At 38.5% G+C, this 13,251-nt stretch carries 11 protein-coding genes; 5 read left to right on the top strand and 6 right to left on the bottom strand.

From position 1 onward, the window contains the following. Positions 1-13: 13 nt before the first annotated feature. From H5090_RS16250 to rpmH, 6 genes are all read right to left on the bottom strand, one after another. Entirely contained in the window at positions 14-463 is a 450-nt protein-coding gene (locus H5090_RS16250; protein ID WP_024597180.1) for a flavodoxin domain-containing protein, read from the bottom strand. A gap of 1,062 nt (positions 464-1,525) precedes the next feature. After that, positions 1,526-2,890, bottom strand: a complete 1,365-nt coding sequence (gene mnmE, locus H5090_RS16245; RefSeq protein ID WP_182696215.1) for a tRNA uridine-5-carboxymethylaminomethyl(34) synthesis GTPase MnmE — start codon at positions 2,888-2,890, stop codon at positions 1,526-1,528. A gap of 134 nt (positions 2,891-3,024) precedes the next feature. Then, the gene (yidC, locus tag H5090_RS16240) at positions 3,025-4,662 is read right to left on the bottom strand and encodes a membrane protein insertase YidC (RefSeq protein ID WP_182696214.1); all 1,638 of its coding nucleotides are present in this window, start codon (positions 4,660-4,662) and stop codon (positions 3,025-3,027) included. 8 nt (positions 4,663-4,670) lie between these two features. Continuing rightward, the gene (yidD, locus tag H5090_RS16235) at positions 4,671-4,946 is read right to left on the bottom strand and encodes a membrane protein insertion efficiency factor YidD (protein ID WP_182696213.1); all 276 of its coding nucleotides are present in this window, start codon (positions 4,944-4,946) and stop codon (positions 4,671-4,673) included. A 129-nt stretch (positions 4,947-5,075) separates the two neighbouring features. Then, positions 5,076-5,498: a ribonuclease P protein component gene (gene rnpA / locus H5090_RS16230; RefSeq protein ID WP_004335217.1), complete on the bottom strand. Its 423-nt coding sequence runs from the start codon at positions 5,496-5,498 to the stop codon at positions 5,076-5,078. 7 nt (positions 5,499-5,505) lie between these two features. Then, the gene (gene rpmH / locus H5090_RS16225) at positions 5,506-5,640 is read right to left on the bottom strand and encodes a 50S ribosomal protein L34 (protein ID WP_004335215.1); all 135 of its coding nucleotides are present in this window, start codon (positions 5,638-5,640) and stop codon (positions 5,506-5,508) included. Positions 5,641-6,158: 518 nt separating this feature from the next. On the opposite strand from rpmH, the gene dnaA reads away from it, so the two are divergent. The 5 genes from dnaA (at position 6,159) to glyQ (ending at position 13,250) form a co-directional block, all read left to right on the top strand. Further along, complete coding sequence (gene dnaA / locus H5090_RS16220; RefSeq protein WP_004335207.1) at positions 6,159-7,541, top strand: chromosomal replication initiator protein DnaA; 1,383 nt, start codon at positions 6,159-6,161, stop codon at positions 7,539-7,541. Positions 7,542-7,554: 13 nt separating this feature from the next. Beyond that, complete coding sequence (dnaN, locus tag H5090_RS16215) at positions 7,555-8,658, top strand: DNA polymerase III subunit beta (RefSeq protein WP_004335206.1); 1,104 nt, start codon at positions 7,555-7,557, stop codon at positions 8,656-8,658. 15 nt (positions 8,659-8,673) lie between these two features. Then, entirely contained in the window at positions 8,674-9,768 is a 1,095-nt protein-coding gene (recF, locus tag H5090_RS16210; protein ID WP_024597182.1) for a DNA replication/repair protein RecF, read from the top strand. A gap of 12 nt (positions 9,769-9,780) precedes the next feature. Beyond that, positions 9,781-12,207: a DNA topoisomerase (ATP-hydrolyzing) subunit B gene (gene gyrB, locus H5090_RS16205; protein WP_182696212.1), complete on the top strand. Its 2,427-nt coding sequence runs from the start codon at positions 9,781-9,783 to the stop codon at positions 12,205-12,207. Positions 12,208-12,347: 140 nt separating this feature from the next. Then, positions 12,348-13,250 (top strand): glycine--tRNA ligase subunit alpha, encoded by a 903-nt coding sequence (glyQ, locus tag H5090_RS16200; RefSeq protein ID WP_004335201.1) that lies wholly within the window; start codon positions 12,348-12,350, stop codon positions 13,248-13,250. The last annotated feature ends 1 nt before the right edge of the window (position 13,251 follow it).

Raw genomic sequence — 13,251 nt, 5'->3', positions numbered from 1 at the left:
TTACTTGATCTATCTATTTTAAGCCTGTTTTGGTTATCCAAGAGTCTAACCATGCTAATGCCGTGTCTTCTGGTAGTGCTTCATCGAGAATATTAAGCTCTAAGCGTTCTGCTACTTTTATAGCGCCTTTTTGAGATAATAAGGCATCTATATTACGTCCAGCTTGGTTGTAAGTGTCATAACTGGTATCACCTAAAGCGATTACTGAGTATTTTAATTCCGATAAATCATTAGCTTGAGTCACATCTTCAACAAAGCTAATAAAGTTTTCAGGATAATCACCTGCACCATAAGTAGATGTGCAAATTAACCAAATAGTATTTTGCTGATCAATATCGCTAAATTCAGGTTGATCATGTAGTTGTGTAGTAATACCAAGGCTATTAAGCGCGTAGCTTAGTTGCTCTGCAACATACTCGGCTGATCCCATTTGGCTGCCAACAATAAGATTTACTGAACTCATGAATATTAGTGATCACATTGGTTTTAATTGCTGCCTATGATAACTGAGTGTGAGTAACAGTAAAGTTAAGAGTGCTTTTTTGTATAACTATTTTTGTGCTAATTTTACTCTTATTTGAAAGCGCCTCCTTAAGTTGTTGATATTATAAGGCTTAACAAAATATCTTTAAATGTAATCTTCTGATCAAGTTGTTGATAACAGTGGGGAAAGCTCTGTTTAAACACACCTTTTAGGTTGTTTAATAATCGCTAAGTTATTGATATTACTATTTAGTGAAAGACTTAATTGTAAATCTAGGCATAAAAAGCACAAGGTGATCATAATGTGGATATAAAGGTTGTTGATAACCTTAAATTTAGATCGAAAATAATTTTATTAAATGATCTAATTGGGCTGATCTAACGAAATTAATTAAAAATAAGCTTATAAACAGATAATATTTAATAGATCATTAGATTTTTTCGAGTGTGGTAGCTCAATTTACTATTTATTAGAGCTAAAAATTAGGTTTTGTGGATAAGTGATCTCAATATATTTAATTTAATGCGTATTTATAGCTGCTTTTTTTATGTATTTTGCTGGTGGATTAGTAGATCAAAAGTTTGATGCACTCAAATCTCGAGTCATTTTTATTAAAAAGCCGCAGTGATCGTCTGTCCATATGTTGTATAAAGTTGGTTTTTTAGAGTACTGAACGTCACGTTTTAGCTCTTAAATTGAGCAAATAACATCAGTTTTTATGAGCTAGGTAATTATAAAAAAGCTATTTATAACTAACTTTTGTGTGGAGGATAATTATTTTAAAACGTATTTTTGTTTGAAATATGTATCAGTTTTGACCTTAAAATGGGTGTTACGTGAGCTATTAATACCTTACTTAAAGGCTCTTTTCACTGTCTAATCTACATGATCTGGCTGGTAATAATTATCGCTTTGGGTATGATTTTATTGGCAGAACTGGCTGGGATTGACGGTACAAATACATATTTTATAGTGAATATTTTACATAAAAAAAGAGCACCTAAGTGCTCTTATAATAAACATATATCTGTAATAAGGTGCTTATTTACCAATACAAAATGAGCTAAATATCTTGCTAAGTAAGTCGTCTGAGGTAAATTCACCGGTTATTTCGTTTAAATACTGCTGTGTTAAACGCAGTTCTTCAGCTAATATTTCACCAGCAATGTGCATTTCTAATTGTGTTTTACCTGTTTCTAAATGATACGCAGCACTCTCTAGCGCATCCAAATGACGACGGCGCGCCATAAAGCCACCCTCTGTTGCGCCTTGAAAGCCTATACAGGCTTTTAAATGCTCGCGAACAAGTTCAATACCGTCAGCATTTTTAGCACTTAAGCTGATGACCGGGTATTGTTGCTCTTGCTCCATTCCTACTATATCACCCGATAAATCAGCTTTATTTCTGATGACCGTAACCCCCATACCTTCTGGTAATTTGGCCATAAATTCAGGCCAAATTTTATGCGGGTCAGTATCTATAGTGTCAGTGCCATCAAGCATAAATAAAACGCGATCGGCTTGGTTTATTTCATCCCACGCCCGCTCAATACCTATTTGCTCTACGCGGTCAGGGCTCTCTCGTAGGCCTGCGGTATCTATAATATGCAGTGGCATACCATCTATATGTATATGCTCTCGTAGTACGTCGCGAGTGGTACCGGCTATTTCTGTTACGATTGCAGCTTCACGACCGGCTAGGGCGTTTAGTAGGCTTGATTTACCGGCATTTGGGCGACCAGCAATAACAACACGCATACCTTCGCGCATGATGCTGCCTTGCTTGGCTTGGTTGGTTACAGTGTTAAGCTGAGTAATAATAGCGTCTAAGTCGCCTGACACTTTACCGTCTGATAAAAAATCAATTTCTTCATCTGGAAAATCTATTGCCGCTTCTACATACATACGTAAGTGAATTACTTTTTCTACAAGCGTTTCTATGTGTTTAGAAAATTCACCTTGGAGAGACTGTAGGGCGCTTTTGGCAGCTTGTTCGCTCGTAGCATTAATTAAGTCGGCGATGGCCTCTGCTTGTGTTAAATCAAGCTTGTCATTCATAAATGCGCGCTCAGAAAACTCACCAGGCTTTGCTAAACGAACGCCCTCTATTTTACTAATTTCTTTAAGTAGCATATCAAGTACTACAGGACCGCCGTGGCCTTGTAATTCAAGTACGTCTTCACCAGTAAATGAGTTAGGACCTGCAAAGTAAATGGCAATACCTTGGTCAAGTTGCTCGCCAGCTAGGCTTTTAAATGGCACGTAATCGGCGTAGCGAACTTTAGGAATTTTACCTACTACTTTTTCGGCGACACTTTTAGCAAGGCTGCCTGAAACGCGAATAATACCAACACCACCACGTCCGGGGGCAGTTGCTTGTGCTGCAATTGTATCTTGATTGATCATGCTATTAATTTGCCAACGATAAGTAACTTTATGGCGGTATTGTAACCTATGAAATAAACACTCGCGAATACTCTGGTGAAAAACAGGCAATAAAAAAGGCGACCGAAGTCGCCTTTATATAAGTAGGAGCTTAGTTAGCCTCTTACTTTAATTCCTTTCTTTTCCATGCCACGGTAGATGATTAACATCTGGACAATAGAAATAAGGTTAGACACTAACCAGTAAAGAACTAAACCCGATGGGAACCATAAGAAGAATACAGAGAAGATAACCGGCATAAAGGTCATCATTTTTTGCTGCATTGGATCAGTTACCGTCATAGGCTGAAGTTTTTGCGTCACAAACATACTCGCACCAAATAAGATTGGTAATACGTAGTACGGGTCTTGTGCAGAAAGGTCTGTTAACCAAAAAATAAATTCAGCATGGCGAAGTTCAGTTGACTCTAAGAATACGTAGAACAAGGCTAAGAAAATTGGCATTTGTAGCAAAATAGGGAAACAGCCACCCATTGGGTTAACTTTTTCTTTTTTGTACATTTCCATAGTTGCTTGGCCGAACTTTTGACGGTCGTCACCAAACTTTTCTTTAAGAGCTGCCATTTTAGGCTGTAGCGCACGCATTTTTGCCATTGAAGTGTATTGCGCTTTAGTAAGTGGGTACATTAACGATTTAACGATAATAGTGATGGCAATAATTGCTACACCCCAGTTACCTAAAATGCTATGTAGCCATTTTAGCAATACAAATAAAGGTTGCGAAATAAACCATAACCAACCGTAATCTACAGTTAAGTCTAAGTCTGGGTGAATCGCTTCAAGAATATCTGACTCTTTCGGACCCATATAATAAGTAGCAGTTAGTGTTTGCTCACTACCAGCTTGAATATTTACAGCGGGATCTTTAGCACCAATAATAGCGGCATTACTTTTTGTAATTAAGCTATAAATTGTATTTGTTTGATCCTGCATTGGAACCCAAGCACTTACAAAGTAATGTTGTATAAATGCAACATAACCACCTTGCGTGTTTTTGTTTAGGTTTTTATCAGCCATATCTGAAAAACTATACTTTTCGTATGGTTCTTCGTCAGTACCGTATGCAGCACCTAAATAGTTTTGATCAACCATGCTACCTTTTTCTTGTACGGTACGCTTAATTTGCGTGTATAGCTGTACTTGAAGAGGTGCGCTGGTAGTGTTGTTGATCTTGTATTCTAAGCCTACGTCATACTGACCTTTTTTGAATACGTATGTTTTAGTAAAACTAACATCATTACTATCAGTAAACTGAAGTGGAACGCGAAGCTCATCACCCGTTAAGGTATATGATTTTTGTTCGGTACTATAAGTAGGGCGACCGTTAGCTGATGCGTCAGGGCCATTTAAGCCAATTAAGCCACTTTGTGAAAAGTATTGTTTGCCACTATCAAGCTGACCAAGAAGCATATAAGGTGTTTCACTTCCTTTAGTTTCTTCGTATTGAAGAAGGTCTGTTTCAACAATGTCACCGCCTTTGGTGTCAATTTTAACTTTAAAAACGTCAGTTGTGATTTCAATAACTGAACGTTTAGCTAAAGTTGCTGAAGCGGGTAAACCTGAATCTGACGATGAAGGAATATAATCATCCGACTCTGGTGAATTTGCTTGTAGTGTTTGTGTTGTGGCACTTGGATCGGCTTTAGGCTTGTTGTAATCATTATCCCATTCTTGGAACAATAAAAACGACACTAGCATTAGGCCAATTAATAAAAACGTGCGTTGCGATTCCATAACAGCTCTTATTTCTCGTGTTGGTGGTTAATATGGGTTAATTTTTCAGGTACGGGATCGTTTCCACCTGAATGTAAAGGATGACATTTTAATATGCGTTTTAAAGCTAACCAACTACCTTTTATAAATCCATGCAAATTAATTGCTTGAATTGCATAATGTGAGCAGCTTGGATTAAAACGACAATGCGGACCTAACAGCGGGCTAATCCACTTTTGATAACCGCGGATAAATAACACTAAACAAATCTTAGGAAAAGCAACAAGTGGTTTAATTAACCTCATGATGTTTATGCCCCTACTTAAGTTTAGTGAGATAGATATCATGTATTTAAAGACTCAATTAGAAATTTTAAATGCATGATTAAAAGGTGAGCTAAAGATACATTAATTAACCCTGCAATTCTATTGCAATTAGGTTTGTTTATTAGATTTAGCTGATTTGTTTGGGCGTTTCTTAAAAGGTGGCGGTTTAGGTGCACCTGGTTTACAGCGTTCGTTAATTTTTCGCCATAATTTAGTAAGTTGTTTGGTTAATTCTTCATTAGACTGTTCATCAATACCACTTTTCACCATAAGCACAATATCAATATTATCGATGCTGTGTTGATTTAAACGAAAACTTTCGCGAGCGAGACGTTTAATACGGTTTCGTTGGCATGCCTTTTTTACGCGTTTTTTAGCAACAGTAAGACCTAACCGAGGTTTTTCTTGGTCATTTGGTTTAGCTAATAGAGTAAAGAAAGGAGTTGCAGCCCGAGCGGGTTCATTAAATATGCGAGAGTAATGCGAGGGAGTTAACAGACGTAACTCCCTGCCAAAGCTAAAGTCTTCCACTTATAAATTAAGCAGAAAGAACTTTGCGGCCTTTAGCGCGGCGACGTGCTAATACTTTACGGCCATTTACAGTTGCCATGCGAGCACGGAAGCCGTGTGCACGTTTGCGTTTTAAAACGCTAGGTTGAAAAGTTCTTTTCATAACAATCTCATCCGATCGGTTAAAGTTAAAACATCCTATACAGGTCGCGATCCTGGCATAGGTGCCATTGCGAGCGCGAGATATTATAGAGTAAGTAACGTAAAGTCAATCATAATTACGTTCGCAGTATAGAGCCCACTTATGGTTCATAAAGAGATCATGTAGAGCGATCTGATAGGATCATCATAAATAAGAAGTTTTCCACAGCCCCTGTATAAAAAGTGAATAAAAGCGGGGGAAAAGAAAATTGGATCGTAAATTTGGTTCGCGATCTTGGTGTTATTTTGTTATGATCTCCTCTTCGGATCTAAAATAAAAACTGTTTTAAATCAGGTTGTTAATGATTTTATACATCGATATCAACAATTTTATAAAAATCAATCTTTTACTTGTGGATAAAGTGCCTTCATAATACGCGGTCTTGGGTCGCTTATTGGACCATTTGAACGCAATAAATGTATGATTTATAATCATTAATGATGTGCGGGAATAACAATTATATCTCTGGGAGTTTAACTGTGTATCTGTCGGTTTGGCAAAGTTGTTTATATGTATTGCAAGATGAGCTGCCTTCGCAGCAATTCAGTATGTGGGTAAGACCACTACAAGCAGAAAGTACCGAAGATACCTTGACGATTTATGCACCTAATCGCTTTGTGCTTGATTGGGTAAGAGAAAAGTACCTAAATAGAATTAACGAATTATTAGTAGAAATTTGTGGTGTTGAAGCACCAAAGCTACGTTTTGATGTAGGTAGTAAGCCTTTATTAAATGCACAAGCTGCACCGGTTATAGAAACGCAATCAGCACCACAAGCTTCTACAAAACAACAGCCTCGTGAGCAAAAGCCTGTTGTTGAACCTGCACCTAAGTCAGGTTACAAATCTAACATTAAAGAAAATTATACCTTTGACAGCTTTGTTGAGGGTAAATCAAATCAATTAGCAAAAGCAGCGGCTACTCAAGTTGCCGATAATCCTGGCTCTGCTTTTAACCCTGTATTTATTTACGGTGGTACTGGTTTAGGTAAAACTCACTTATTACATGCTGTAGGTAACGGCATTATGGCAAACAAGCCAGATGCTAAAATTGTTTACATGCATTCAGAACGCTTTGTTCAAGACATGGTAAAGGCACTACAAAATAATGCGATAGAAGAATTTAAGCGTTATTACCGCAGTGTTGACGCATTAATGATTGATGATATTCAATTTTTTGCTAATAAAGAGCGTTCACAAGAAGAGTTTTTTCATACCTTTAATGCATTGCTTGAAGGCAACCAACAAATTATTTTAACCTCTGACCGTTATCCAAAAGAGATTGAAGGGGTCGAAGACCGTCTTAAATCACGTTTTGGTTGGGGATTAACAATCGCGATTGAGCCACCAGAGCTTGAAACTCGCGTTGCTATTTTGATGAAGAAAGCACAGCAAAGTAAGATTAACTTACCACATGAAGTTGCCTTTTTTATCGCCAAAAAATTACGTTCAAATGTACGTGAACTAGAAGGCGCACTTAACCGTGTAATTGCTAATGCTAATTTTACAGGTCGTCCAATTTCAATTGATTTTGTAAAAGAAGCACTACGCGATTTACTTGCCTTGCAAGATAAGCTGGTTACGATAGATAATATTCAGCGCACCGTTGCTGAGTACTACCGAATTCGAGTGTCAGATCTATTGTCTAAGCGCCGCAGCCGCTCTATAGCAAGGCCACGCCAAGTTGCCATGGCATTATCTAAAGAATTAACTAATCACAGCTTACCTGAGATTGGTGACGCATTTGGTGGACGCGATCATACGACCGTATTACACGCATGTCGTAAGATAAAATCACTACGTGACGAAAGCCACGAAATTAAAGAAGATTACCAAAACTTAATAAGAACATTGTCATCTTAGGGCTGACTTTATTATGCAAATAACAATATCAAGACAACAATTTTTAAAGCCATTGGTGCAAGTGTCGGGTGCAATAGAGCGCAAACACACGCTACCAATCTTATCTAACGTTTTGTTAGTGGTAGAAAACGGACAACTTTCAATGACGGGTACTGACCTTGAAATTGAATTAGTTTCTGGCGTATTTGTAGGTGATGATATTGCCGATACAAAACTAACGTTACCCGCTAAAAAGTTACTCGATATTTGTAAAAGTCTACCTGATGGTTCAGACATTACTTTAAGCTTGCAAGAGCACCAATTACTTTTAACCAGTGGTAAAAGCCGTTTTTCATTAACGACTTTATCTGCTGATGATTTTCCTAATTTAGAGCAGTGGGATGGTGAGGTTGAATTTCAACTAACTCGTTTAGAGCTTCGTAAATTACTCGAAAGCACACATTTTTCGATGGCAAATCAAGACGTACGTTATTACTTAAACGGTATGTCGTTTGAAGTAGATAATACAGACATAAAAACAGTAGCAACAGATGGTCACCGTTTAGCTATTGCACAAAAGCAATTAACGCAATCGCTTAATACTCAACGTCAATTAATTATACCTCGCAAAGGTGTGCAAGAAATTATGCGCCTTATGGTAGCTGACGACGAATTGGTTACAATTCAGTTTGGTGCTAACCATATACGTATTATTGATATTGAGTTTACATTTACAAGTAAGCTAGTTGATGGACGCTTTCCTGATTACCGTCGTGTATTACCACGTGGTGGTGACAAAGTAATTACAGCTAACCGAGAATGGTTACGAAATGCGTTTCAACGAGTGTCTATTTTATCGAATGAAAAATTTCGTGGTGTACGCTTGAACCTATCAAACGGTTTATTAAAAATTACTGCCAATAACCCAGAGCAAGAACAAGCTGAAGAAGTTGTTGAAGTAAGTTACGAAGGCGCGGACCTAGAAATAGGATTCAACGTGTCTTACGTATTAGATGTACTAAACACATTAAAAACAGAAGACGTACTATTTACATTAGCCGACTCAAACAGCAGTGCATTAATTGAAGGTGCAGGCGATGAAGAAGCAATGTACGTTGTTATGCCTATGCGTTTATAAGACTATAAATACATAATGAGCTTAAGTCATTTGAGCCTCAAATATTTTCGTAATATTGAGGCGCTGACGCTAGAACCAGTCAACGGCGTTAATATAATTTATGGTGAAAATGGCAGCGGAAAAACCAGCCTTTTAGAGGCTATATATTACCTTTCTCATGGCAAATCTTTTCGTACTCCAAAACACAAAAGTATTATTGCGCACCAGCAAGAGCAATTTGTAATTCACGGGCGTAAAACAATACACGATTTATCAATTCCAATTGGTATTAGTAAAACGCAAACGGGTGAGACCAATTTAAAAATTCAAGGTAAGGCGAGCCGTAAGATATCAGAACTCGCTCAACTTATGCCTGTACAAATTATTACACCAGAGAGTTATTCTTTGTTTTTTGGTGGACCTAAAGAGCGCAGAAAGTTTTTAGATTTAGGTTTGTTCCACGTGGAACATGAGTTCTTTTTTTTGTGGCAATCATTTAATAAAGTACTTAAACAACGTAATGCATTATTAAAAACTAAGCCCAAGAATTATTTTGACCAAATTAAGTTTTGGGACAAAGAATTTGTTAGACTGGCTGAAGAAATAAATAAATTAAGATTGGCGTATATAAGTAGGTTTAAGCAGCAATTTTTTGATAAAATGTGTGCAGAATTGACGCTTGTACGTGATTTAGAAATGACCTTTAGCGCAGGCTGGAAAGAGACTGAATCTCTTGCAGATGCGTTAGAGCAAAACTTTGAGCGAGATGCTCGCCAAGGGTTTACAAGTAAAGGCCCTCATAAGGCCGATTTTAGTTTTAGTGTCGCTGGCAACAGTGTGGAGAATACATTCTCACGCGGTCAATTGAAGCTATTATTGTATGCGTTGAAAGTTACGCAAAATAGCTTAATTGAGTCAGAGACAGATAAGCAATCTATATTGCTAATAGATGATCTACCTTCAGAATTAGGCGAAGATACAAAAGAGAAAGTGGGACAATTACTTGCTCACTGCAGTTCTCAAATTTTTATCTCTTCAATTTTATCTGAAAGTATTTCTGCTGTGGTGGAACCCATGCAACGAGAACTACAAATGTTCCACGTGAAACATGGCAACCTAATAACAAGATAAGTGGGATTAACCATGTCTGAGAATTATGACTCGTCGAGTATTAAAGTACTTAAAGGATTAGACGCAGTAAGAAAGCGTCCTGGAATGTATATTGGGGACACCGATGATGGCACAGGCTTACACCACATGGTGTTTGAGGTCGTTGATAACTCGATCGATGAAGCCTTAGCAGGTCATTGTGATGATATTTATGTAACGATTCACTTAGACGGTTCTGTCTCAGTTCGAGATAACGGTCGTGGTATCCCAACTTCTATCCATGAAGAAGAAGGCGTATCTGCAGCCGAAGTTATTATGACGGTACTTCATGCCGGTGGTAAGTTTGATGATAACTCTTATAAAGTATCAGGTGGCTTACACGGTGTTGGTGTTTCTGTTGTAAATGCACTTTCAGAAAAACTAAAACTGACTGTTCGTCGTGAAGGAAAGCTTCATGAGCAGTTTTATACTATGGGTGTTCCAGATGCACCTTTAGCTGTAATTGGTGACTCAGAAACAACTGGTACAGAATTACGTTTTTGGCCAAGCGCTGAAACATTCACAAATTTAGATTTTCATTACGACATTTTAGCTAAGCGTTTACGCGAGCTTTCATTCCTAAACTCAGGTGTGAGCATCATCTTAAATGATGAGCGTGAAGAAAATAAATCTGACCACTTTAAATATGAAGGTGGTATTCAAGCTTTCGTAGAATACTTAAACCGTAATAAAACACCTATACATAAAGGTGTGTTCCATTTTACTCACGAACGTGAAGAAGATGGTATTAGTGTTGAAGTATCAATGCAGTGGAATGATGCATACCAAGAAAACATTTACTGTTTCACAAATAATATTCCACAACGTGATGGTGGTACTCACTTAGCCGGTTTTAGATCAGCGCTAACACGTACACTTAATAACTACATGGAAAAAGAAGGCTTTAACAAAAAAGCTAAAACAACCAGCAATGCTACCGGTGATGATGCCCGTGAAGGCTTAACGGCTGTTGTTAGTGTTAAAGTTCCTGATCCTAAGTTCTCATCACAAACTAAAGACAAGCTAGTATCAAGTGAAGTTAAATCTGCGGTTGAACAAGCAATGGCTGAAAAATTCACTGAGTTTTTACTAGAAAACCCAACTGATGCCAAAATTGTTGTAGGTAAGATTATTGATGCCTCACGCGCACGTGAAGCGGCGCGTAAAGCCCGTGAAATGACACGACGTAAAGGTGCAATGGACTTAGCAGGCTTACCAGGTAAGCTAGCTGATTGCCAAGAAAAAGACCCAGCCCAATCTGAACTATATATAGTGGAAGGGGACTCTGCTGGCGGATCAGCCAAGCAGGGACGTAACCGTAAAAACCAAGCTATTCTTCCGCTTAAAGGTAAAATATTAAACGTAGAAAAAGCACGTTTTGATAAAATGCTATCTTCGCAAGAAGTAGCAACACTAATTACTGCATTAGGGTGTGGTATTGGTCGTGACGAATATAACCCTGAGAAATTACGTTATCACCGTATCATCATCATGACCGATGCGGACGTGGATGGTTCTCACATTCGTACGTTACTACTAACATTCTTCTATCGTCAAATGCCTGAAATTGTAGAACGCGGTTATATTTATATTGCTCAACCACCACTTTATAAAGTGAAAAAAGGTAAGCAAGAGCGTTATATTAAAGATGATCCTGCATTAGTAGAATACTTAACGTCGCTTGCGCTTAATAATGCTGCGTTATATCCAAGTGCAGATGCTTCTGCGCTAGAAGGTGAAGCGCTAGAGAAAGTCGTTCACGATTACCAAAATACAGTTAAAGTTATTGATCGTTTAAAGCGTAAATATCCTAACACGGTAATGGAACGCTTAATCTACCAAACAGAGTTGAAAACTGATGACCTTTCTGACGAAGCTAAAGTAATTGCTTGGACAAAAGAGTTAGTTGATGACTTGATTGCACGTGATGAAGATGCAACTATTTTCCATGCAGGCACAGAGTTTGACGCTGAGCGTAATATGTATTACCCGGTTGTGAATATTCGTCAGCACGGTGTTGATAAAGCACATGTACTTCATTATGACTTTATTGCATCACGTGACTACCAACGCATTGCTGTGACTGGTACTAACATTGCAAACATCCTAAAAGAAGGTGCTTATATTCAACGTGGTGAGAAAACAAAACCTGTTGATAACTTTGTGGATGCTTTGGAATGGTTGATCACAGAATCTAAGCGCGGGATCTACATTCAACGCTATAAAGGACTGGGTGAAATGAACCCAAGCCAGCTTTGGGAAACGACAATGGATCCTAGTGCTCGTCGTATGTTACAAGTAACGATTGAAGATGCTGTTGGCGCGGATCAATTATTTGCCACCTTAATGGGTGATCAAGTAGAGCCTCGTAGAGAGTTTATCGAAACTAACGCTCTACGCGTAGTTAATCTAGACGTGTAAAAATATCACTTGCACCGAAAAAGGAGCCTAATGGCTCCTTTTTTATTTTTTCAATTACACAAACTGCTTAAAACCTGAGTGTACACACGGTATACTAAGGGTAATTTTCACGCTACTTCTTAGATAGTAAAAAGCCAAATATGCAAAAATATGACGTAAAAACCTTTCAAGGTTTGATCCTGGCTTTACAGGATTATTGGGCGCAGCAAGGCTGTGTCATTATTCAACCACTTGATATGGAAGTGGGCGCCGGGACATTTCACCCGCAAACATTTTTAAAGTCTATTGGCCCAGAGCCAATGTCGAGCGCGTACGTTCAGCCTTGTCGTCGTCCTACGGATGGCCGCTATGGTGAAAACCCAAATCGCTTACAACATTACTACCAATTCCAAGTAGTTTTAAAGCCATCACCAGATAACATCCAAGAGCTTTACTTAGGCTCATTAGCGGCAATGGGTATCGATACCCTTACTCACGAAGTTCGCTTTGTAGAAGATAACTGGGAATCACCTACGCTAGGCGCATGGGGCTTGGGATGGGAAATTTGGTTAAACGGCATGGAAGTAACGCAGTTTACCTACTTTCAACAAGTGGGTGGCTTAGAGTGCTCACCAGTAACAGGCGAAATTACTTACGGCCTAGAGCGTTTAGCAATGTACATTCAAGGCGTAGATAGCATTTACGACCTAGTATGGGCAGACGGTCCACTAGGGCGCGTAACATACGGCGACGTGTTCCATCAAAATGAAGTAGAGCAATCTACTTATAATTTTGAACATGCAAACGTAGAAGACTTATTTGCACAGTTTGATAAGTGTGAAGCAGAAAGCCAAAAGTTAATTGAAGCTAACTTACCACTACCTGCATACGAGCAAGTAATGAAAGCATCGCACGCATTTAACTTACTAGACGCACGCCACGCAATTTCGGTAACCGAACGTCAGCGTTATATTTTACGCGTTCGTGCGTTATCAAAAGCGTGTGCACAAAGTTACTATGACAAACGTGAAGCGCTTGGTTTCCCGCTGTGTAAGGATAAGTAAA

The organism is Pseudoalteromonas sp. SR43-5 (genome assembly GCF_014163835.1).
Lineage (GTDB): Bacteria > Pseudomonadota > Gammaproteobacteria > Enterobacterales > Alteromonadaceae > Pseudoalteromonas > Pseudoalteromonas distincta.
The sequence above is the reverse complement of the archived record's forward strand: the minus strand, read 5'-3'. Positions and strand labels throughout refer to the sequence as shown.